The following is a 20,763-nucleotide window of genomic DNA, read 5'->3' on the forward strand; positions in this document are numbered from 1 at the left end:
GTCTGGATCTCAACGGTAGGAGAGCGTCCCGGGTACGGCGTCGAGGTGGGACTGCTCGTTGTAGGACAGCAGGTTCACGCCGCGGGCGCCTCTGATCAGGCGGGTCAGGGCGCTGTTGACCGCCATCCGGTTGAGCCGGGTCCAGAGGTGCGCACGGTCGATCCCGTCGCCTCCGTCCGCGAGCACCTGCGCGACCGCCCAGGCCACCGGTCCGCCCGAGCTGAAGACCGCCACGTCGCCGTCGGCGGCCAGCGCGGCCGTCCGCTCCAGGGCGGCGTCGACACGCTCGGTGAAGCCGGCGAACGTCTCCGCGTAGGGCCGGTCGGCGCCCTCGATCCAGGCCGCCGTGGCCGCCTCGAAGAGCTTCTGGAACTCCGCCTTCGTCGGCTCGGGACCGTACTCGTGCGGGTGCACCGCGAGCACCGAGAGGAAGTCGAACTCGTCCCAGCCGGCGTCCACCGACGGCTCGGCGGTCCAGCCCGCGGCGGCGGCGCACGTCTCCGCGGTCTCCCGGTGCCGGCGCATGGTGCCGTGCACGATCCGGTCGACCGAGATCAGTCGCTGGGCCAGGCCGGCCCCGAGCAGCCGGGACTGCTCGAAGCCGAGCGGCGAGAGCGCGTCGTAGTCGTCCGAGCCGAAGGACGCCTGTCCGTGCCGGACCAGCAGGATCTGACCCATCAGGCGGCCCCCATCAGATGCTGCCGTCGATGACCCGCAGGCAGCGGTCCTCGTAGTAGTGCACGGCCTGCCCGAACAACGCGTACATCTCGTTGGTGGTCTGCCCGTGGAAGTAGCGGTAGTAGATCTGCTGGGCGATCACGGCGAACCGGAAGAGCCCGTACACCTCGTAGAACTTCCACTCCTCGGGCGTGATGCTGCTGCGCCCGATCACGTCGGCCATCTGCTCGCAGTAGTACGCGACGATCTCGGCGCGGGTCATCATTCCGGGCACGTTGCTCGGCTGGCGTCGTACGAGCTGGAAGCCTTCGTCGTCGTCGGGCTGCACCCAGTAGGCGAGGTTGCCGCCGAGGTCCATCAGCGGGTCGCCGAGGGTGGCCATCTCCCAGTCCAGGACGCCGATGATCGTGCTCGGGTCGTCGGCGGCGAGCACCACGTTGTCGAAGCGGAAGTCGTTGTGGATCACGCAGTTCGCGACGTCGGCGGGCATCCGCTCGGCGAGCCACGCCATCACCTTCTCGAACCCGGGGGCGTCCTCGGTGTGCGCGTTCCGGTAGCGGGTCGACCAGCCGCCGATCTGGCGCTCGACGTACCCGGTGCCCTTGCCCATCGCGGCCACCTCGGGCAGCGAGGTGTCCACCCGGTGCAGCTTGATCAAGGTGTCCACGAAGGTCGTGCACAGCGCCCGCGCCCGGGTCTCGTCGAGGTCCAGGCCCTCGGGCAGGTCGCGCCGCGGGATGATCCCGTCCAGCCGCCGCATCACGTAGAACTCCGAGCCGATCACCGACTCGTCCTCGCAGAAGGCGACCATCTCCGGGACCAGGCCGAACGGCTCCTGGAGCGCCGACTGGATCCGGTACTCGCGCCCCATGTCGTGGGCGCCCTTCGCCTTCTGGCCGGCTGGCGGTCGCCGCAGGATCAGGTCGTGCTCGGGCGTGCGCAGCGAGTAGGTCAGGTTGGAGGCGCCCCCGCCGAACTGCTGGATCTCCACGTCGCCGACCAGGGCGACGCCGTGACCGGCGAGCCAGGTCCGCACCGCCTCCAGGTCGAACGCGTCCTCCTCGCGGACCGCTGCCGCGCCTTCGATCTCAGCCATCGTCACATCGCATTCAGTCGGGCGGCCTGCTTGCGCATCACCGCGTTGTAGCCGTCGCGGTCCGCGACCTTGAGTCCGTAGGCGGCCCGGGCCGCCTCGTCGGGGAGGATCAGCTCGTCGCCGTTCTCGATCCCGGCCAGCACCGCGGCCGCGATCTCGTCGGCGCTGGTCGGCGAGTTCGCGACCAGGGCGCCGATCACCGAACCGACGGCGGTGTCCGCGCCCTGCATGTTCTCGATCAGCGGCGTCCGGAAGTACGACGGGCAGACCACGGCGACCCGGATCCCGTACTCGGCGAGCTCGTGACCGGCCGTCTCGCTGAACGCCACCACGGCAGCCTTCACCGCGTTGTACGACGCCATCCCGGCCGGGTGCACCAGACCGGCCAGCGAGGCGGTGTTCACGATCGTGCCGCTCCGCTGCGCCTTCATCAGCGGGACGAAGGTCTTGGTGCCGCGGACCACGCCGAAGAGGTTGATCTCGGTGATCCACTGCCACTCGTCGAGGCCGGCCACCTCGATCCGGCCGCCCCCGGCCACGCCGGCGTTGTTGAAGAGCAGGTCCAGGCTGCCCCACGTGGCGAGCACCCGCTCGTGCGCCGCGGCCCAGTCGTCGTCCGAGCGCACGTCGAGGAGGAGGTACTCGACTCCGTCGATCGGCTCGCCCGGCGGGTTCACGTCGGCGCTGAGCACCTCGTCGCCGCGCGCGACCAGGGCCCGGCAGAGGGCGGCGCCGAGACCGGAGGCACCGCCGGTGACCAGGGCCCTGCGGGCAGGTGCGGGCGTCTCGACAAGCTCGACGTCCGGACTGGTCACAGGTGCTTGCCGATCTCGAGGCGGGCCACGACCCCGCGGTGCACCTCGTCGGGGCCGTCCGCGAGCCGGAGCGCGCGGGCGTTGGTCCACATCGCCGAGAGCGGCACGTCCTGGGAGAGACCGCCGGCGCCGTGCAGCTGGATCGCCATGTCGATCACCTGCTGCGCCACGTTCGGCACGATCACCTTGATCTGGCTGACCTCGGACAGGGCGTTCATCGGGCCGCCGACGTCGAGCTTCCAGGCGGCGCTGAGCACCAGCAGCCGGGCCTGGTCGATGGCGATCCGGGCGTCCGCGATCCGCTCGGAATTGCCGCCGAGCTTGACCAGCGGCTTGCCGAAGGCGGTCCGCGAGAGCCCGCGCTTGATGGCCAGCTCGAGGGCGACCTCGGCCTGGCCGAGCAGCCGCATGCAGTGGTGGATCCGGCCCGGGCCGAGACGCCCCTGGGCGATCTCGAAGGCACGGCCCTCGCCGAGCAGGATGTTGCTCGCCGGCACCCGGACGTCGGTGAAGGTGACCTCGCCGTGGCCGACCGGCTCGTCGTACACGTTCATGGTGGAGAGCATCCGCTCGATCGTCACGCCGGGGCTGTCCAGCGGGACGAGCACCATCGTGTGCCGGTGGTGGCGGTCGGCGTTGGGGTCGCTGAGCCCCATGAAGATCATGATCTTGCAGTCCGGATGCCCAACGCCGGTGCTGAACCACTTCGTGCCGTTGATGACGACCTCGTCGCCGTCGACGATCGCGGTGGCGGCCATGTTGGTGGCGTCCGAGGAGGCGACCCCGGGCTCGGTCATCCCGAACGCGGAGCGGATCCGACCGTCGAGCAGCGGTTCGAGCCAGGCGGCCTTCTGCTCCTCGGTGCCGTACTTGAGCAGCACCTCCATGTTGCCGGTGTCCGGCGCGTTGCAGTTGAAGACGTACGGCGCCAGGAAGGTCGCCCGGCCCATCAGCTCGGCCAGCGGGGCGTAGTCGGAGTTGCTCAGGCCGGCGCCGCCGTGGGTGCCGTACTTCTCGGCATACGGCTGGTCGTGGCCGACCGGCAGGAAGAGGTTCCACAACCCCTGGGCGCGGGCCTTCGCGCGCAGCTCCCCCATGATCGGCGACTCGGCCCACTCGCCCGCGGCACGGGCCGCGGCGACGTCGTGGTGGTAGGCGTCGTGCACCGGCTCGATCTCGTCGGTGACGAAGGCGGAGACCAGCGCGGCCAGCTCAGCGGCCCGGGGCGAGGGAGAGAAGTCCATGGCGCTGACAGTAGCGAGGTCACCGCGAGCCGAACACAGAGGGAGCGGGGTAATCCGCTCAACCGCAAGCGCTGGTGATCTTCATGCCGTTGGGCGTGGCGACCATGCCGGGGGTGAAGCTGAAGACCCCGTCTCCGTCGGCCCCGCCCGCGGTCCGGATGTCGGCGGTCACCGTGATCACCTCGCCGGGCTTCAGCGCCACCGGCAGGAACGCCACCTGGCGGCCGTTGTGCTCGTCGGCGGTGATCGAGTGGTCGACCCCGTTGATCTTCAACCCGGTGATCTCACCGCCCGCGGACCCGTAGATCCGGAGGTTGAAGGCGATCGTGCCCTGCGGCGCGTACTGGCCGTTGCCGAGGATGTAGACGCCGAGACCGAGGTCCTGGTAGTTCTTCGGCACCTTCGAGGACAGCGCCATCGTCGCCCGCAGGTCCTGGCTCCCGTTCTGCCGGCAGTCGACGGCAGCGACCGAGGCCCGGTACTCCAGGTAGTAGTCCATCTTCCCGGCCAGGGTGTCGTTGAGGTACATCCCGACCTGCGGCGTCGATCCGGTGTCGCCGGGCAGGCCGCCGCCGACCGCCGTACCGTCGAGGCGGGCCTGCTCGTCCTCGCGCGCTGACCAGAGCAGCACCCGGTGCTGCACGGCGCTGTCCGCGAGCCCCTTGATCACCTTGGCCTGATCGCCGCGGCCGCTCATCACCGCGTTGAAGATCTCCTTGGCGGCGCCCTCGAAGAACTGGTCCTGCTCCCCCGCGTTCTGCAGGTTCTTGTACGTCGCGTTGAGGAGCGCGGCGACCACATTGTCGGCCTTCAGCGGCACGCCCGCGACCGGGATCGGGCCGGTGCCGAGCATCAGGTTGCTCAGCGCGATCGGGTCCACCGAGACCACGCCGTCGACGTTCACGTTCAGCTTCTGCTTGACCATCGACCGGGCGACCTGCGCCGCCTCCGGGAAGTCCGGGGTGAAGTTGATGTCGCGGAAGTCGGTCGCCATCGACGGGCCGTACATCTGCTCGGTGTCGGCCGGGAGCTTCACGACCGGGCCGGAGAACGGGTTGATGTCGCCGGCCGAGCCCTGCCAGCCCATGGTGAGCTTGCCGCCCTCGGCGTGCAGGATCGCCAGCGAGCCCGGGAGCCCGCCGGTGGACCGGACCTCCGCGGGGTTCTGGATCATCAGCAGGTAATTGCGGGGCTCGGAGGAGCCGAGCATCTCCGGCATCAGGTCGAACGCGGTCGCGGTGGCGGTCGCCGCGCTCCGGGCCCGGTCGACCTGGTCCTGGAGGTCGCCGATCAGGTCGTTGAAGGGGAAGGTCAGCTGGCTGACCCGGATCTCGTCGAGGTCGCGGCCGGCCTTGTCGATCGAGGTGGCCGCCCGGCGCACGTTCGGGGTGAGCTTCGCGATCTCGGCCAGGTTGATCTTGCCGCCCTGCGGCCGGAAGACGCCGTCGTCGAGAGCCTTGCTCAGCTGGAGCGCGATCGGCCCGTTGATCTCGGTGGCCGTGTCCAGCACCTCGGAGACGGTCTGGACGGCGCGGACGTTGCGGCCGAAGTACGGCACGTGCTTGGCGACGTCCCAGAGCACGCCGCCGGTCCGCGAGTGCGCCCGGTCGGTGTCCTCCTGGAGCTCGGCCAGCGACCGGTTCGCGGCGTCGAAGTCACCGGCCCGGATGTGCTGCTGCACCGCCTCCGCGTGGGTCCGGGCGTCCTTCAGCGCGAACGAGGCGCTGAACGCCTGCCAGACGAACAGTCCGATGATGAAGGCGACCAGCACCACCAGGCCGATGACGACCTTGCGGCGGGTCAAGATCTGCGTGTTCCCCACAGAGGGAAGACTAGGCGGTCCGCGCCGGAAGCTCGGCTTCGGCGCGACGGCGGGCGAGGGCCACGGCGGAGGCTCCGGCGAGGAGCAGCACCAGGCCGCTGGCGAGGAAGATCCAGTTCGGGCCGCCGGTGCCGGGCAGGTCCGCGCGGTTGTCCGAGGGCGTCACCCCGGCGCTGGCGACCGGGAGCACGGTGATCGTGAGCTGCCGCTGCAACGAGCTCGGGTCGGCCGCGGAGCGCGCGGACTTGGAGGGGTCCGCGTAGTCGCAGCTGCCGGTCAGCGGGATCTTGGTGATCTCGGTGACCTGCGGCGCCTGGTACGTCGTGACGAACCGGGTGCCGTCGCCGGTCGGGGTGGACCCGTCCCAGGCCAGGCTCCAGTCGCAGTCCACGTTCGCGGTCGCCGTCGCGGTGAAGGAGTCGCCGCCGTAGACGACCTGCTTGCTCGCGGTCAGGCTGATCTGGACGTCCGGATAGGCCTGGGCGGAGGAGGTGATCCCGAGCGTCACGAGCAGCGCGGCAATTGCCGCAACAGCGACATACCCGAACTTTTTCATGCCACGGCTCCCAGGACGACGCACCCGACATCCCAAGGTCCCCCCGGACCCTTGCGACGAACTACAAGGGGCACAACGAGATCCGGACCTCGAAGTTACGCAGTGGACCAGAAATGACCAGTGGGACGAACTCCGGATCCCCGACGGGGGTGGGTGTGCTTTCGTACACCTTGTAATAAGGCAGGGTTGAACCCGGCCGCGCGCCCGCACCGGGCGCCCTCATGACATCGGAGTCCACATGAAGAAGGCAGCCCTCGCGGCCGTTGCCACCTCGTTGCTCGTGCTCGTGACCGCCTGCGGCGGCAACGACGACACCGCCGACAAGCAGGAGAAGCGGGTGATCTCGTCGATGGCGACGGCCATCTCGAAGCCCGCCGGCGGGCTGCTGGACGCCGACAAGGCCACCTGCGTGGCGGAGAAGTTCGTGCCGGACATCGGCGTGAAGAAGATGCGCTCGCTCAAGGCGGTCGGAGCGGACGACGCGTACGCCGGCAACGGAGCCCTGGCCGACGCGGCCAGCGCCGCGGCGTACTCGAAGGCGGTGCTCTCCTGCGTCGGCGAGGCCGAGACGCTGGCCAAGCTCCGGGCCAACGTCACGGCGTCGTACGGGACGATCACCACCGGCGTGCTGGCCCCGAAGGACGTCACCTGCGTCGTCGACACCTTCATCAAGGCCACCGGCGTCGACCGGCTCTTCTCGATCAAGTTCGTCAACGACACCGGCGCGTTCAACGACGACGGCGCGGTCTACGACACCAAGGCCGCCGAGGACTTCGCGCAGGCGATCGCGACCACCTGCGTCGACACCCTGAAGCTGCAGGCGGCCGAGGCCGCGGCGAAGAACAAGAAGCTCTCCGCCGCGAAGCTGGAGACCTGCCTGAAGGCGAGGATCAAGCCGGACGCCGTCGAGGCCACCCTGGTCGCGCAGCTGCTCCGGGCGCCCAACGCCGACGCGCTGCGGCTGGCCGCCAACAAGAAGGCGATCGCCTGCGAGAAGGCGTCCAAGAAGTAGGGCTCGGCCTCTCGACCTAGCCGGACACGGTGGCGACGACCCGGGCCCGCACCACCGGGTGCGCCCAGGCCTCGGCCGTCCCCACCAGCCGGTACGCCGACCAGCACAGCAGCGGCACCGCGACGAGTGCCGCCGCTCGCCAGTCGGCGGCCAGCGAGGTCCCGGAGAAGATCAGCCCGACCACGGTGGTCTTGGCGGCCAGCCGGGCCGAGTAGCCCGCCATCACGACCGGCGGCGCCGGCGTCGCCCGGGCGCTGCGGAGGTTGACGGCGTACGGGCTCCGTACCGACCACCGCAGCGAGGTGGCGACCACCTGCGCCGCCACCACGATCGTCGCCAGCAGGACCGAGGCCAGCTCGGCCGAGCTCGGCGCCCCGGCCCGTACGGCGGCCAGTGCGATGGTCAGCGCGCCGGCCACCAGCAGCACCTCGAACAGCACCACCACCTTGGCCAGGAACGCGACCTTCGGGTCGACCGGCAGGCTGTCGCGCCAGAGCGCCCCGGCGCCGTCCAGGCACCAGGTGTTGACGCCGAAGAGGAGCGCACCTCCGGAGGCGACCAGCCCGGGCAGGATGGTGACCAGGTCCCAGGTCAGCTCGCCGGCGAGGGCGACCGCGCCCGGCATCAGCCCGAGCACGAGCAGCCCGCGCCGCAGCGGCACCGCCCGCCAGATCGAGGCCCGGTCGAGCCGGATCATCGCGGCCAGGTCCGAGCGCGGGTTCGGTCCCGGTTCGCGGTGCCCGGACTCCAGGCGCAGCTCCTCGCGCTGCGGCCGCTTGAGCGCCCAGCGCGCCGGGATCCCGCCGGCGAGCGCCAGCAGCACCAGGAGGCCGCCGAGCAGGAGGACCGCGATCAGCCAGTGCCACCAGAGGCCGCCGGTCGCCGCGGCGGCGGCCAGGTAGACCTCCACCGTCGGGCTCCGGTCGAGCAGGTCGGTGGTCCGTCCGCCGAGCACCAGCCCGACCCCGCCGGCGGCCACCACGGCCACGATCGACCGGGTGACCAGCGCGCCGTGCGGCCCGCGGCGCAGGCCCTCGAAACCCCAGCCGACGAGCTGCCCGAAGGCGGTGGCGACGGCGATCCAGAGCAGCAGCGGAACCACGGCCGCGGCCAGGTGCCGCGGACCCAGCACGTAGGTCGTCGTGCCGAGGAGGGCCCAGGCCTGGATCAGCCAGGCGACGTTGAGCGGGGCCAGCACCAGGGCGCCGAGGTGCTCGGTCAGCGCCGAGACCGGGAACGCGACCGCCTGGTCGCGGGGCAGCAGCTCGCGGCCGCCGCCGGAGCTGATCGCCGCCACCACGGTCAGCACCGCGAAGCCCAGGTAGACCGACGGGAGCACCGCCACCAGGTCGCCGACCCGGCGGCCGTCCAGGGGAGCCCGCAGCAGCGCCGGGACGACGATCGCCGCGACGGTCAGGCCGAGCACCAGACCGGCGCCGATCCGCAGCCGGCGGCGCGCACCCGCCCGCAGGCCGGCTCGGCGGAACGTGAGCAGGGCGCCGACGTCGGCGACCCCGGTCGCGACGACCGCGACCGGGCCGTCCTCAGTCCAGGAGCGATCGGTACGCACGCGCACCCGCCTCGCCGACCAGCTCGGCCGCGTCCATCCCGGCCACCGCGGAGCCGCCGCGCAGGACCAGGGCGTCCTCGCAGGCCTCGACGGCGAGATCGCGCAGGTGGGTGGAGACGAGGACCGCCGCTCCCCGGGCCTTGGCCTCCCGGATCACCTGCTGGGTGGCATCCACGCCGAGCGGGTCCACCCCGTCGAACGGCTCGTCGAGCAGCAGCACCGGCGGCTCGTGGAACGCCGCGAGCACGACCGAGAGCCGCCGCCCCATGCCGTGGCTGAACCCTCCGGTCACTCGGTGCGCGGCGTCGCCGAGCTCGAACCGCTCGAGCAGGTCCCGGCCCCGGTCCTCCCAGTCCTCGAGGCGGCGCAGCCGGGCGGCGAGCTGGAGGTGCTCCCACGGGGTCGCCCGCGGCACCAGGCCGCCGACGTCCGGGCAGTAGCCGGTGCGCCGCTTGGTGCGCAACGGGTCGGCGACCACGTCGATGCCGTCGACGACGACCGTGCCGGCGGTCGGCGGCACCACGCCGGCCAGCACTCGCATGGTGGTCGACTTGCCGGCGCCGTTGCGACCGAGCAGTGCGGTCGCCCGGCCGCCGTACGCGGTGACGTCGATGCCGCGGACGGCCTCGACCGTCCCGAACCGCACCCGCAGGCCCCGGACCTTGATATCCCCCATAAGGGACATTCTGGACTACGCCGGTGCGATCGTCCTCAAAACCGGGCTCGAGCCTGCCGAGACGCGCTGAGCGTCTCGACAGGCTCGAGGACCGAGCTGCCGATCAGGCCGCCGGGAAGGTGCCGCCGCTCTCGGCGACCGCCACCAGGCTGGCCGGGGGCTCGAAGCGCTCGCCGTACGTGGCGGCGAGCTCCCGGGCCCGGGCGACGAAGCCGGCCGGGCCGCGGCCCGCCTTGCCCTCGAAGCCGTTGATGTACTGGATCGCGCCACCGTGGATCGCCGGGAAGCCGATGCCGAAGATCGAGCCGATGTTGGCCTCGGCGGCGGAGTGCAGGACACCCTCGTCGAAGCACTTCACGGTCTCGATCGCCTCGACGACGAGCTGGCGGTCCTGGATGTCCTCGAAGGGGATCTGCTCGGCAGCGACCGGGAACGCCTCGGCCAGGCCGGGCCACAGGCCGGTCCGGTTGCCGTTCTCGTCGTACTCGTAGAAGCCCTTGCCGACCAGCTTGCTGGAGCGGCCCTCGGCGATCATCTTGTCGATGACGGCCTCGGACGGGTGCGTCACCCAGGTGCCGCCGTCGCGCTCGGTCGCCTCGATCGACGCCTTGCGGATCTTGTACATCAGCTCCATGTTCAGCTCGTCGCTGATCTGGAGCGGACCGACCGGGTAGCCGGCCATCGTGGTCGCGCGGTCGATGCTCATCGGGTGCACGCCCTCGGCGAGCATCGAGATGCCCTCGTTGATCTGGGTGCCGATGACCCGCGAGGTGTAGAAGCCGCGGCTGTCGCTGACGACGATCGGGGTCTTCTTGATGAGCTGGACGATGTCGATCGCCTTCGCGGTCGTCTCGTCCGAGGTCTCCTTGCCGCGGATGATCTCCACCAGCGGCATCTTGTCGACCGGCGAGAAGAAGTGCAGGCCGATGAAGTCCGCCGGGCGGTCCACGCCGGTGGCGAGCTCGGTGATCGGCAGCGTCGAGGTGTTCGAGCACAGCAGCGCGTCGGCGTTGATGTGCTCGGCGATCTCGGCGAACACCTTGTGCTTCAGCGACGGGTCCTCGAAGACCGCCTCGATGACGAGGTCGCAGCCCTTCGCGTCGGCCGGGTTGTCGGTCGGGGTGATCCGGCCGAGCAGCTCGTCGGACTTCTCCTGCGTCAGCTTGCCGCGGGAGACGGCCTTCTCGTTGAGCTTCGCGGTGTAGGACTTGCCCTTCTCGGCCGCCTCCAGCGAGACGTCCTTGAGCACGACCTCCAGACCGGCCCGGGCGCACACGTAGGCGATGCCCGCGCCCATCATCCCGGCGCCGAGCACGACGACCTTGGTCGGCTTGAACTTCTCGACACCCTGCGGACGCAGCGAGCCCGAGTTGATCGCCTGCAGGTCGAAGAAGAAGGCCTGGATCATGTTCTTCGCGGTCTGGCCGGTGGCCAGCGACGCGAAGTAGCGCGACTCGATCGTGGCGGCGGTCTCGAAGTCGACCTGGGCGCCCTCGACCGCAGCAGCCATGATCGCCTCGGGTGCCGGCATCCGGACACCCTTGAGCTGCTTGCGCAGCGTCGCCGGGAAGGCCGGCAGCATGCCCGCGAGCGAGGGGCTGGACGGGGTGCCGCCCGGCATCCGGTAGCCCTGGCGGTCCCACGGCTGGGCCTTGGCCTCGTCGTTGTCCTTGTTGTCCAGGACCCACTTCTTGGCGGCGGCGACCAGCTGGTCGGCCGGGACGATCTCGTGGATCAGGCCCTTGGCCAGCGCCGCGGCCGGCTGGTAGCGGGTGCCCTGAAGCAGGACGTCCATCAGCGCCGACTGGATGCCCAGCAGGCGGACGGTCCGGACGACGCCGCCGCCACCGGGCAGCAGGCCGAGGGTCGACTCCGGCAGACCGATCTCGAGGCGGGCGTCCGCCGCGATCCGGTGGTTGAACGCGAGCGCGATCTCCAGACCGCCGCCGAGCGCGGCGCCGTTGATGGCGGCCACGGTCGGGACGCCGAGCTTCTCGATCCGGCGCAGCTGGGCCTTGACGGCCTGGCCCTTCTCGAAGATCTCGTCGGCCTGGTCCGGACCGACCTTCTGCAGGTCGCTCAGGTTGCCGCCGGCGAAGAAGGTCTTCTTCGCGGAGGTGATCACGACACCCGTGATCGAGTCCTTCTCGGACTCCAGGCGGGCGACGGCCTCCTCCATCGAACGGCCGTAGAGCTCGTTCATCGTGTTGGCACTGGCGGTGGGGTCGTCCAGCGTGAGGACGACGATCCCGTCGGCGTCCTTCTCGTACTTCACTGCGGATTCAGACATTGGTTCTTCCTTCAAGAGTTTGGTTGCGTTGGCCACGCAGGTCACCGCATCTCGACACGCTCTTCACGGATTCGTTCCTCATCCGTGGACGCTGCTCGATGACCGGCGAACTGGTCGGACTCGCTCCGCGAGTCAGACCAGTTCGACAATGGTGGCGATGCCCATGCCGCCGCCGACGCACAGCGTGGCCAGGCCGCGCTTCAGGTCGCGACGCTCGAGCTCGTCGATCAGGGTGCCGAGGATCATCGCGCCGGTGGCACCCAGCGGGTGACCCATCGCGATCGCGCCACCGTTGACGTTGGTGATCTCGTCGGAGATGCCCATGTCGCGCATGAACCGCATCGCGACCGCGGCGAACGCCTCGTTGATCTCGAAGAGGTCGATGTCCTTGGTCTCCAGGCCGGCCTTCGCGAGCGCCTTGCGGGCGGCCGGAGCCGGGCCGGTCAGCATGATCGTCGGGTCGGCGCCGGAGACGGCCGCGGCGATGATCCGGGCCCGCGGGGTCAGACCGAGGTCCTTGCCGACCTGCTCGGTGCCGAGCGCCACCAGGGCGGCGCCGTCGACGATGCCGGAGGAGTTGCCGGCGTGGTGGACGTGGTTGATCTTCTCGACCCAGTGGTACTTCTGCAGCGCCACGTCGTCGAAGCCGAGGTCACCGTGCATCTGGAACGAGGGCTTCAGACCGGCGAGCGACTCGACCGAGGTGCCCGGCTTGATGAACTCGTCCTTGCCGAGCACGGTCAGGCCGTTGAGGTCCTTGACCGGGATCACCGAGTTGTCGAAGAGGCCGTTGGCCTGCGCCTTGGCGGCACGCGCCTGGGACTCGGACGCGTACGCGTCGACGTCCTCGCGGCTCCAGCCCTCGAGGGTGGCGATCAGGTCGGCGCCGATGCCCTGCGGCACGAACGACGTCGCGAACGCGGTGTGCGGGTCGGACGCCCAGGCGCCGCCGTCGGAGCCCATGGCCACGCGGGACATCGACTCGACACCGCCGGCGAGGATCAGGTCCTCGAAGCCGGAGCGCACCCGGCCGGCGGCCTGGTTGACGGCCTCGAGGCCCGAGGCGCAGAACCGGTTCAGCTGGACGCCGGCAACGGTGTCGGGGAGACCGGCGGCGAGCGCGGCGGTCTTGGCGATGTCGCCGCCCTGGTCACCGACCGGGGAGACCACGCCGAGGACGACGTCGTCGATGCGGCTGGGGTCCAGGTTGGGGTTGCGCTCCTGGATCGCGTCGATCAGACCCACGACCAGGTCGACCGGCTTCGTCCCGTGCAGGGACCCGTCCTTCTTGCCCTTGCCGCGCGGCGTGCGGATGGCGTCGTACACAAAAGCTTCGGGTTGTGCCATGACCGTCCCAACTAGTCGTTGAATGGGGAGAGCGTTGATGCCCAGGTGTTGCACGGAGCGCTCCGAGGCGTCCGTCTCCCATTGTGACAGTAGAACTGTCAGGGTCAAGGAAAACGGTCCTGTGGGCTACCTCACCAGTACCTGAGGAGGAGGTCCGCGCCTTGGCCGCGCCCCGAGGATGGGGGCATGGCAGCGACCCGAACACGCCCGACCACCCGCGGCATCGCCGTACTGGTCGGGCTCGCCCTGGTGATGGCGATCGTCACCGTCGTCCTGGTCCGCCGGCTCGCCGGCCCCGACTGCACGGTCCGGACCGACGAGGGCACCGTGCACCTCGACCGGGAGCGGGCCGAGCGCGCGGCCACCGCGGTCGCGGCCGTCGTACGGCGCTCCGGCACGGCCGCGGACGCCGCCACCGCCGTGGTGCGGAAGGCGGGGGTGCCGGCCGGTGACGCGCCGGCCGTCGCCGCGGCCCTCACCGGCAGGGCCCGCGCCGCCCTGTTCTGCCGGTACGGCGGCGCCGATGACAGCGAGTCGGACCGGCTCAGCGCCGCGGGCCTGACCGGCCGGGCCGAGACGGTCCGCGCCGACGTCGAGTCCCGGTTCGGCGACCTCCCGCTCGGCGGGTTCGCCCCGGGCGGGGTCCGGACCGGGCACATGCCGGGGTCGGCGCACTACGAGGGCCGGGCGCTCGACATCTTCTTCCGGCCGATCAACGGCGCCAACAAGACCCGCGGCTGGGCGCTCGCCCAGTACCTCGTCGCGCACGCGGAACGGCTCGAGATCAACACGGTGATCTTCGACGGCCGGATCTGGACCGAGCGCCGTTCCCGGAGCGGGTGGCGCGACTACAACGTGAGCAAGCAGGGCCGCTCGGCGGCGACGGTCAGGATCCTCGAGCACCGCGACCACGTGCACGTGGATGTCGCGGACTGAGGGTCGACCTAGACTCGACCCATGAAGCGGGCCGTGCTCGTCGTCGTGGTCGCGGTGCTCGCGATCGGCGTCTGGCAGTTCGAACCGTGGCGGCTGTTCACCAGCAGCGAGATCGACGAGGCGGTGCCGACCGCGCACCCGACCGGGAACGCGACCGCGGTGCCGTCAGCGGCCGCCACCCCGACCACGCTCTCCACCGGCGACTTCGTCGACGCCGAGCACGACACCAGCGGCACCGCCAGGATCATCGAGCTCGCCGACGGCCGCCGGTTCCTCCGGCTGGAGGGACTCGCGTCCTCGGACGGGCCCGACCTGCACGTCTGGCTCTCGGACCGGAAGCCGGGCGGCAGCTGGTTCAAGTACGACGACGGGGAGTACCTCCGCCTCGGCGAGCTCAAGGCCACCCACGGCAACCAGAACTACCCGATCCCCGAGGGAGCCGACCTGGCGGCGTACAGGTCCGCGGTGATCTGGTGCGACAAGTTCAACGTCGCGTTCGGGGCCGCGCCGGTCTCGCTCGCCTGACCCGACCAAAGTCGGGGGTCCACCGAGACCCGGGACCGATGCGCCGGTGCCGAGCAATTCCTAGGGTCGGAGCATGGCTGCGGAGGTGCAGAACTGGGAGCTGGCGATCGACGGTCGCCGGCACCGGGTCTCGGTGCGCCCGAGCGGGATCACCCGGGTGATCACGTGGTCGGTCGACGGCACCACCGTGATCGAGAAGAAGTCCGGTGAGGACAAGCTGGTGCTCACCGACCCGGACGGCGGGCACGGGTCGGTGCGCTGCCTGTTCACCGCGCTCGGCCGGTCACGCCAGGTGACCTGGTTCGAGCCCGGCGCCGACCTCACCGCCCAGATCGGGTTCGGCGGGATCGACCTCGACCCGGAGCCCGGCTCCAAGGCCGCCCTGCGCGAGGAGAAGATGCGCGCACACCCGAAGCGGTACGCCGCCCGGCACGTGGTGGCCGGCGTCGCGAAGGTGGTGCTGCCGATCCTGCTGACCCTCCTGGTCGCCCGGTTCGCGATCCGGATCGACTGGCCGGACTGGAACCTGCCCTCGCTCCCCCGGCCGAACCTCCCGGACCTGATCCCGGACCTCCCGGACATCGACCTGCCGGACCTCAGCCTCCCTGGCTGGGTGCAGACGATCCTGAACAACGCGAAGTACGTGGTGCCCGTCCTGATCGGGATCGGGCTCGCCTCGAACGAGGTCAAGCGCCGTCGCAAGCAGGACGAGCTCAAGCAGGAGCTACGGGCGCGGGCGGCGGCCGCGGAGGACGAGAAGGCTTAGGCCGCGTCGGCCTCGGCGCGGCGCCGGGCCTCCTGCCGGTCCCGTGCCTCGATGGCGCGGCGCACCTTCGGACCGCCGGTGGTCATCTTGTAGAGCTTGGCGAGCTGCTTCGGGGCGTTGACCGGGGTGGTCTCGGCGAGCCAGCCGTTCGGCAGCGAGAGCCGGACGATCTTGTGCCAGGCCGAGTAGACCTGCTTCGGCAGCGGCCCGGTGTGGTACGCCAGGCCGTACTTCTCGAAGAGCGCCTGCACCTGCGGCGCGACCTCGGCGTACCGGTTGCTGGGCAGGTCCGGGAAGAGATGGTGCTCGATCTGGAAGCTCAGGTTGCCGGTCATCATGTGCAGGGCCCGGCCGCCGGAGATGTTCGCGGAACCCAGCATCTGGCGCAGGTACCACTCACCGCGGGTCTCGCCGTCGATCGACTTCTTCTCGAAGGTCTCGACACCCTCGGGGAAGTGGCCGCACATGATCACCGAGTGCGTCCACAGGTTGCGGACCACGTTGGCGGTGACGTTCGCCGCCAGGGTCGGCAGGAAGGAACCGGTCGGGATCGACAGGGCCGGGTGCACCAGGTAGTCCTTGGTCGCCTGCTTGCGGATCTTGCCGAGGGTGCGCTTGACGCCGGTCTTGAACTCCTCGCTCCGCTTCTCCTTCGGGATGGCGAGGTTCTTGCCGAGCTCGAGGTCGTAGGCGGCGATGCCGTACTCGAAGAAGCAGGCGTTGATGAAGTTCCACAGCGGCTGGGCCAGGAAGAACGGCTGCCACCGCTGGTCCTCGTCGACCCGCATGATCCCGTAGCCGAGGTCGTTGTCCTTGCCGACGACGTTCGTGTACGTGTGGTGCAGCTCGTTGTGCGAGTGCTTCCACATGTCCGACGGGGTGGCGTTGTCCCACTCCCAGGTCGTCGAGTGGATCTTCGGGTCGCGCATCCAGTCCCACTGGCCGTGCATGATGTTGTGCCCGACCTCCATGTTATCCAGGATCTTCGCGATGCTCAGGCCGGTGGTGCCGGCGATCCACGCGGGCGGGAAGATCGAGAACAGCAGCAGCGCGCGGCTGCCCGCCTCGAGGCCGCGCTGGGCCTTGATCACCCGGCGGATGTAGCGCGCGTCGCGCTCCCCGCGGGTGTCGAGCACCTCCTGGCGGATGGCGTCGAGCTCCTTGCCGAGGTTCTCGATGTCCTCGGCGGTCAGGTGCGCGGTCGGGTCGACGGGCTTCTTCTGGATCGTGGTCATCGCTATGTCCTCAGCGGTCGATGGTGCAGGGGCCGGCGGCGGCGTTGATGCAGGTCTGGATGGGGACTCCGCCGTTGGCGGAGGAGATCGGGTCGGCGGTGGTGATGGCGCCGTTGCGCAGGTCGCGGACGGCGCCCTCCTTGAGCGGCACGACGCAGCCGAAGCAGACGCCCATCCGGCAGCCGCTCGGCATCAGGGCGCCGGCGGCCTCGGCGACGTCCAGCAGCGGGGTGGCGCCGTCGGCCTCGACGGTGATGTCGCCGATCGTCAGGGTGCCGCCGTCACCGGCTTCGACGAAACCGGCGCGGAACTGCTCGGTGAACAGCTCCAGGCCCTTCTCGGCGTGGTGCTCGGTGAGCGCGTCGAGCAGGCCGCCCGGACCGCACGCGTACGTCGTCCGCTCGGCCAGGTCCGGGACCAGGTCGGCCAGCGCGTCGACGTCGAGGACGCCGTGCTGGTCGTCGTACCGGGGGACGAGGGTGATCGACCCGTGCGAGTCGAGCTCGCGCAGGTTGTCGAGGAAGATCGAGTCCGGCTCGCTGGGCGCGACGTGCACGACGACGATGTCGAGCCGCTTGCTCCGCGGCAGGTCGACCACGCCCGCGTCGGTCACCGGGAACAGGTTCCGCAGCATCCCGATCACCGGGGTGACCCCGGAGCCGGCGGTGACGAAGAGCAGGCGGGTCTGCGACGGGTCGAGCACGAAGTCGCCGGTCGCCTGCTCCAGGTGGACCAGGGTGCCGGGGCGCGCGGCGTGCACCAGGTGGTTGCTGACCTTGCCGTCCGGCACCGCCTTGACGGTGATCGAGATCAGGCCGTCGGCGCGCGGGCCGTGGGTCAGCGAGTAGGCCCGCCACTCGCGGACGCCGTTGACGTCGATCCCGATCCGCAGGTACTGGCCGGGCACGTGGCCGGCCCAATCCGCGCCCGGCTTGAGGACGATGGTCGCGGCGTCCCGGGTCTCGGGGTGGACCGAGACGATCCGCGCGCGCAGGTCGGTGCCGGAGCGCAGCGGCGCCACGAGATCGAGGTAGTCGGCCGGCAGCAGCGGCGTCGTGGCCGCCTCCGCGACCCGCGACAACCGGGAGCGCCAGGAGCGATCCAGGTCGTTCGGGCGGACAAGGGTGTCGGTCATGGTGCAAGCCTGACCGGGCGCGGGGTTAAAAGCCTGACCTCAAGACGTGAATCACCAGGTACTATTTGTTCTCTACGAACAAAGGAGCGGCGATGGCGGACCACCTCGCCCGGGAGCAGATGGCGCTCCGGCTCCCTGCCGCGATCGCGACCCAGATGCGCCACGACATGGAGGGCGTCTCCGAGCAGGTGATCGCCGCGGTGATCAGCGAGGTGCCGAGCTATCGCGATCCCTTCCGGGGCCGGATGGGGCGCAACATCGAGGTCGCGGTCAAGGTCGCGCTCGACGGCTTCCTCGACCTCGCCTCCCGGCGCGAGGGGATCGACGCCGGCGAGCAGGTCGAGGCCGTCCTCGAGGCGGCCTACGCGCTCGGCCGCGGCGAGGCCCGCAGCGGCCGGAGCATGGACGCCCTCGCCCAGGCGTACCGGGTCGGGGCCCGGGTGGCCTGGCGGGAGATGAGCTCGGCGGCGGTCAACAACGGCCTCGCCGCGACCATGCTGGCCCGGCTGGCGGAGCTGGTCTTCGCCTACATCGACGAGCTCTCCGACGCCAGCGTCAGCGGCCACGCCGACGAGCTCGCCACCTCAGGGCGGCTCCGCCAGCGCCGGCTGGACCGGTTGACGACCCGGCTGATCGAAGGCGCCTCCGAGTCCGAGCTCGCCGCAGCGGCCGAACGCGCGGACTGGGAACCACCGGCGTCACTGACCGCGGTGGTGCTGCCGGAGTCCAAGGTGCGCTCCGTACGCGGACTCCTCGACCCGCGCACGCTCTTCCTGGCCGACGACGCCAGCACCGTCGACCTGGCCTCCGGCTCGGTGGTGCTCCTGGTCCCCGCCGCAGCCGGACGCAGCCGGACGGTGCTGCTGCGGGTGCTCGCGGACGCCACCGCGGTCGTCGGTCCGGCCCGGCCCTGGACCCAGGCACGGTCGTCGTACCTGCGGGTGGCGCAGGCCCACCAGCTCGGCCTCACCGGCGACACCGACCTGCACCTCGCCCGGGTCGTCCTCAACGCCGACACCGACGCGCTCGCCGACCTCCGGGCCCGGGTGCTGGCACCGCTCGACGCGGTCAGCGCGACCTCGCGGACCAAGCTGACCGAGACCCTGAACGCCTGGCTGCTGCACCAGGGCCGCCGCGACGACATCGCCGGGGCGCTCTTCGTGCACCCGCAGACGGTCCGCTACCGGATGGGCCAGCTCCGCGACCTGTACGGCGACCGGCTCACCGACCCGGAGTTCGTCCGGGACGCGACGATCGCGCTCGGCGAGTCGGCGGTCGCTACCTCCGCTTGAAGGCGTGCCTGACCGGCGTCGCGTCCAGGTTGCCGGCGGCGTCCCGTGCGCGGACCGAGAACACGTGCCGGCCCTTGCTCACCGCGACCACGCGCGGGGTGGAGCAGCTCCGCCAGGCGCCGCGGTCCAGCTTGCACTGGAACGTCGAGCCGGCCTCGGAGGACCTGAACCCGAACCGGACCTTCTTGGTCCGGACCGTCTTGCCGGGCTTGCTCGCCCAGCGCGTGTTCGGCGCAACCGTGTCCACCTTGAAGGAGCGGGTCGCGGGGCTCGCATCGGTGTTCGCGGCCGCGTCGGTCGCGCGCACCCGGACCGTGTGCGCACCGTCGGCGAGCGTCGGCGTCGTGAACGGACCGGTGCACGGAGCGAACGCGCCGCCATCGACGGCGCAGGCGAAGCTCGCGCCCGGCTCGCTGGCGAAGGTGAAGGTGGGGGTCCGGTCCCGGGTAGCTCCGGTCGGCCCGCCGGTGATCGTGGTCTGCGGGGCGACCAGGTCGGCGAACTCGTACGCGCCCAGGTCGCGCACGAGGTTGCTGACCCGGGCGTGACCGTCACGATCCGTCGCCGGTCCTCCGGCAGCCGGGTTGCCCTTGTCGATCAGCGGCGACCCGGCAGTGAGGCGGTAGTCCGGCCCCGGGTTGACGAAGAGCGGGTCGACGTCGATGAGGTTGCCGGCACCGGAGACGACACCGCCGGCGCCGTTGGCGTCGATGGCCTCGGACTTGTTCTTGTAGTCGGTGTAGCTGACGTTGATGGTCGCATTGCTCGGACCGCCCTGAGCGCCGTCGTTGCCGGCGTTGACCACCAGCGAATCACCCACTCCGCGGACGATCGAGTTCGTGAGGCTGATCGTGCTCTCCTGCTGCTTCCCGGGGACGGCCGACCAGGCCCACACGCCGCGCGAGCCGAGGGTGCCCCCGACGATGGTGACGTGGTCGGCGTTGATCGACTTCGGAGTGCCGCCGGGGTTGAAGTTCGCGGCGCGCAGGCCGGTGCTCCCGTTGGCGCCCAGGTCGAGCACCGCGTTGTCCACGTTCACCGTGCCGGTGTCGGTGGAGATCGCGGTCCCGTTGCCGACCTTGACGGTGACCCGGGAGAGGACGTCCGGGTCGCCGGTCCCGGAGTGTGCGAAGCCGTCCGCACCGAGCAGCGTGCTGTCCGTGACGGTGGCTCCGCCCTCGCCGTACACCGCGCGGGTGCCGGTGCCGAGCATCTGGATGCTCACGTCGTCGACGACGGAGGCCTTAACCTGCAGGCCGGTCGCGTTCTGGGCCGTCTGACCGTCGATCGTCACGTCCCGCACGGTCGAGCCGCCACCGGCCCAGATCCCTCGGTCGCCGTCGGTCGTGGTCGTCGCCATCAGGATCTTCAGGTCGCGCACGGTGGCGGCGGTCGCGAACACGTAGGTCTGGATGCCGCCGGGCGGCAGCGTGATCACGGTGCTGGGCCCGGACCCCTGCAGGGTGAGGCCGTTGGCGCCCCCGCTCAGGGTGTACGGGCCGTCGGAGAACGTGCCGGCGCCGACCCGGATGACGTCGGCGACCGAGTTGGCGCTGGCCGTGGCGATCGCCGCGGGGATCGTGGCGGCGGTCTCGTTGCAGGAGACGCCGACCGGGTTCGCCACGCAGATCACGTTGTCTGCGGCGTACGCCGGCGTCGCGCCGAGGATCGGAAATGCGGGGACGACGAGGGCGGCGATGAGCACCGAGATCTTCTTCACGGGCGACAACATACTGACCCGATCAGGTCCGTATCAGCGGAATGACGG

The 20,763-nt window shown here is 70.8% G+C and carries 18 protein-coding genes; 5 read left to right on the forward strand and 13 right to left on the reverse strand.

All coding sequences use genetic code 11. The annotated features are described in order from the left end of the window. Nucleotides 1–9 precede the first annotated feature (9 nt). Genes EFK50_RS20120 through EFK50_RS20145 form a run of 6 tightly spaced genes read right to left on the reverse strand, consistent with a single transcriptional unit; the run spans nucleotide 10 to nucleotide 6,211 of the window. Complete coding sequence (locus EFK50_RS20120; RefSeq protein WP_123229373.1) at nucleotides 10–678, reverse strand: histidine phosphatase family protein; 669 nt, start codon at nucleotides 676–678, stop codon at nucleotides 10–12. Nucleotides 679–691: 13 nt separating this feature from the next. Next, a complete protein-coding gene (locus tag EFK50_RS20125; RefSeq protein ID WP_123229374.1) occupies nucleotides 692–1,774 on the reverse strand; it encodes a phosphotransferase family protein in 1,083 nt (360 codons plus the stop codon). Nucleotides 1,775–1,776: 2 nt separating this feature from the next. Further along, nucleotides 1,777–2,589, reverse strand: a complete 813-nt coding sequence (locus EFK50_RS20130) for an SDR family NAD(P)-dependent oxidoreductase (RefSeq protein ID WP_123229375.1) — start codon at nucleotides 2,587–2,589, stop codon at nucleotides 1,777–1,779. Continuing rightward, nucleotides 2,586–3,833 carry an acyl-CoA dehydrogenase family protein gene (locus tag EFK50_RS20135; RefSeq protein ID WP_123229376.1) on the reverse strand — a complete coding sequence of 416 codons (1,248 nt, stop codon included), beginning with the start codon at nucleotides 3,831–3,833 and terminating at the stop codon, nucleotides 2,586–2,588. Before EFK50_RS20135 ends, EFK50_RS20130 begins: the two co-directional genes overlap by 4 nt. A gap of 58 nt (nucleotides 3,834–3,891) precedes the next feature. Continuing rightward, complete coding sequence (locus tag EFK50_RS20140) at nucleotides 3,892–5,655, reverse strand: DUF4012 domain-containing protein (RefSeq protein ID WP_123229377.1); 1,764 nt, start codon at nucleotides 5,653–5,655, stop codon at nucleotides 3,892–3,894. 10 nt (nucleotides 5,656–5,665) lie between these two features. Next, a complete protein-coding gene (locus tag EFK50_RS20145; protein WP_123229378.1) occupies nucleotides 5,666–6,211 on the reverse strand; it encodes an LPXTG cell wall anchor domain-containing protein in 546 nt (181 codons plus the stop codon). A gap of 238 nt (nucleotides 6,212–6,449) precedes the next feature. On the opposite strand from EFK50_RS20145, the gene EFK50_RS20150 reads away from it, so the two are divergent. Next, nucleotides 6,450–7,223 (forward strand): hypothetical protein, encoded by a 774-nt coding sequence (locus EFK50_RS20150; RefSeq protein ID WP_123229379.1) that lies wholly within the window; start codon nucleotides 6,450–6,452, stop codon nucleotides 7,221–7,223. Between the two features lie 16 nt (nucleotides 7,224–7,239). Here EFK50_RS20150 and EFK50_RS20155 read toward each other — a convergent pair whose 3' ends face one another. From EFK50_RS20155 to EFK50_RS20170, 4 genes are all read right to left on the reverse strand, one after another. After that, nucleotides 7,240–8,793: a hypothetical protein gene (locus EFK50_RS20155; protein WP_148046243.1), complete on the reverse strand. Its 1,554-nt coding sequence runs from the start codon at nucleotides 8,791–8,793 to the stop codon at nucleotides 7,240–7,242. Continuing rightward, nucleotides 8,768–9,469 carry an ABC transporter ATP-binding protein gene (locus tag EFK50_RS20160; RefSeq protein ID WP_246004251.1) on the reverse strand — a complete coding sequence of 234 codons (702 nt, stop codon included), beginning with the start codon at nucleotides 9,467–9,469 and terminating at the stop codon, nucleotides 8,768–8,770. The genes EFK50_RS20155 and EFK50_RS20160 overlap by 26 nt, the downstream gene beginning before the upstream one ends. Before the next feature lie 103 nt (nucleotides 9,470–9,572). Continuing rightward, a complete protein-coding gene (locus EFK50_RS20165) occupies nucleotides 9,573–11,759 on the reverse strand; it encodes a 3-hydroxyacyl-CoA dehydrogenase NAD-binding domain-containing protein (RefSeq protein ID WP_123229382.1) in 2,187 nt (728 codons plus the stop codon). Nucleotides 11,760–11,891: 132 nt separating this feature from the next. Then, the gene (locus tag EFK50_RS20170) at nucleotides 11,892–13,106 is read right to left on the reverse strand and encodes an acetyl-CoA C-acetyltransferase (protein ID WP_123229383.1); all 1,215 of its coding nucleotides are present in this window, start codon (nucleotides 13,104–13,106) and stop codon (nucleotides 11,892–11,894) included. A 186-nt stretch (nucleotides 13,107–13,292) separates the two neighbouring features. Between EFK50_RS20170 and EFK50_RS20175 the strand changes: the two genes are divergently transcribed. The 3 genes from EFK50_RS20175 (at nucleotide 13,293) to EFK50_RS20185 (ending at nucleotide 15,333) form a co-directional block, all read left to right on the forward strand. Beyond that, complete coding sequence (locus EFK50_RS20175) at nucleotides 13,293–14,042, forward strand: VldE C-terminal domain-containing protein (RefSeq protein ID WP_123229384.1); 750 nt, start codon at nucleotides 13,293–13,295, stop codon at nucleotides 14,040–14,042. 21 nt (nucleotides 14,043–14,063) lie between these two features. Further along, nucleotides 14,064–14,567 (forward strand): DM13 domain-containing protein, encoded by a 504-nt coding sequence (locus tag EFK50_RS20180; protein ID WP_123229385.1) that lies wholly within the window; start codon nucleotides 14,064–14,066, stop codon nucleotides 14,565–14,567. Nucleotides 14,568–14,640: 73 nt separating this feature from the next. Continuing rightward, a complete protein-coding gene (locus EFK50_RS20185) occupies nucleotides 14,641–15,333 on the forward strand; it encodes a hypothetical protein (RefSeq protein WP_123229386.1) in 693 nt (230 codons plus the stop codon). Here the strand turns inward: EFK50_RS20185 and EFK50_RS20190 are convergent. Beyond that, nucleotides 15,330–16,568, reverse strand: coding sequence for a fatty acid desaturase family protein (locus tag EFK50_RS20190; RefSeq protein WP_123229387.1), 1,239 nt, complete (start codon nucleotides 16,566–16,568; stop codon nucleotides 15,330–15,332). The two genes, EFK50_RS20185 and EFK50_RS20190, sit on opposite strands and share 4 nt — an antisense overlap. Before the next feature lie 10 nt (nucleotides 16,569–16,578). Continuing rightward, a complete protein-coding gene (locus EFK50_RS20195; protein WP_123229388.1) occupies nucleotides 16,579–17,703 on the reverse strand; it encodes a ferredoxin reductase in 1,125 nt (374 codons plus the stop codon). A 92-nt stretch (nucleotides 17,704–17,795) separates the two neighbouring features. Here EFK50_RS20195 and EFK50_RS20200 point away from each other — a divergent pair, with 92 nt between their 5' ends. Next, on the forward strand, nucleotides 17,796–18,995 hold the full coding sequence (locus EFK50_RS20200) for a PucR-like N-terminal domain-containing protein (protein ID WP_123229389.1): 1,200 nt from the start codon (nucleotides 17,796–17,798) through the stop codon (nucleotides 18,993–18,995). Here the strand turns inward: EFK50_RS20200 and EFK50_RS20205 are convergent. Beyond that, nucleotides 18,982–20,715 (reverse strand): choice-of-anchor Q domain-containing protein, encoded by a 1,734-nt coding sequence (locus tag EFK50_RS20205; protein ID WP_123229390.1) that lies wholly within the window; start codon nucleotides 20,713–20,715, stop codon nucleotides 18,982–18,984. The genes EFK50_RS20200 and EFK50_RS20205 overlap by 14 nt on opposite strands. Between the last annotated feature and the right edge of the window lie 48 nt (nucleotides 20,716–20,763).

The organism is Nocardioides marmoriginsengisoli (genome assembly GCF_003725695.1).
Taxonomy (GTDB): domain Bacteria; phylum Actinomycetota; class Actinomycetes; order Propionibacteriales; family Nocardioidaceae; genus Marmoricola; species Marmoricola marmoriginsengisoli.

What these genes read in the sequence shown, in the direction of transcription:
- EFK50_RS20200 (WP_123229389.1), top strand. Translation starts at nt 17,796, where the DNA reads ATGGCGGACCACCTCGCCCGGGAGCAGATGGCGCTCCGGCTCCCTGCC.
- EFK50_RS20190 (WP_123229387.1), bottom strand. Translation starts at nt 16,568, where the DNA reads ATGACCACGATCCAGAAGAAGCCCGTCGACCCGACCGCGCACCTGACC.
- EFK50_RS20170 (WP_123229383.1), bottom strand. Translation starts at nt 13,106, where the DNA reads ATGGCACAACCCGAAGCTTTTGTGTACGACGCCATCCGCACGCCGCGC.
- EFK50_RS20185 (WP_123229386.1), top strand. Translation starts at nt 14,641, where the DNA reads ATGGCTGCGGAGGTGCAGAACTGGGAGCTGGCGATCGACGGTCGCCGG.
- EFK50_RS20160 (WP_246004251.1), bottom strand. Translation starts at nt 9,469, where the DNA reads ATGGGGGATATCAAGGTCCGGGGCCTGCGGGTGCGGTTCGGGACGGTC.
- EFK50_RS20120 (WP_123229373.1), bottom strand. Translation starts at nt 678, where the DNA reads ATGGGTCAGATCCTGCTGGTCCGGCACGGACAGGCGTCCTTCGGCTCG.
- EFK50_RS20135 (WP_123229376.1), bottom strand. Translation starts at nt 3,833, where the DNA reads ATGGACTTCTCTCCCTCGCCCCGGGCCGCTGAGCTGGCCGCGCTGGTC.
- EFK50_RS20165 (WP_123229382.1), bottom strand. Translation starts at nt 11,759, where the DNA reads ATGTCTGAATCCGCAGTGAAGTACGAGAAGGACGCCGACGGGATCGTC.
- EFK50_RS20145 (WP_123229378.1), bottom strand. Translation starts at nt 6,211, where the DNA reads ATGAAAAAGTTCGGGTATGTCGCTGTTGCGGCAATTGCCGCGCTGCTC.
- EFK50_RS20150 (WP_123229379.1), top strand. Translation starts at nt 6,450, where the DNA reads ATGAAGAAGGCAGCCCTCGCGGCCGTTGCCACCTCGTTGCTCGTGCTC.
- EFK50_RS20195 (WP_123229388.1), bottom strand. Translation starts at nt 17,703, where the DNA reads ATGACCGACACCCTTGTCCGCCCGAACGACCTGGATCGCTCCTGGCGC.
- EFK50_RS20175 (WP_123229384.1), top strand. Translation starts at nt 13,293, where the DNA reads ATGGCAGCGACCCGAACACGCCCGACCACCCGCGGCATCGCCGTACTG.
- EFK50_RS20180 (WP_123229385.1), top strand. Translation starts at nt 14,064, where the DNA reads ATGAAGCGGGCCGTGCTCGTCGTCGTGGTCGCGGTGCTCGCGATCGGC.
- EFK50_RS20125 (WP_123229374.1), bottom strand. Translation starts at nt 1,774, where the DNA reads ATGGCTGAGATCGAAGGCGCGGCAGCGGTCCGCGAGGAGGACGCGTTC.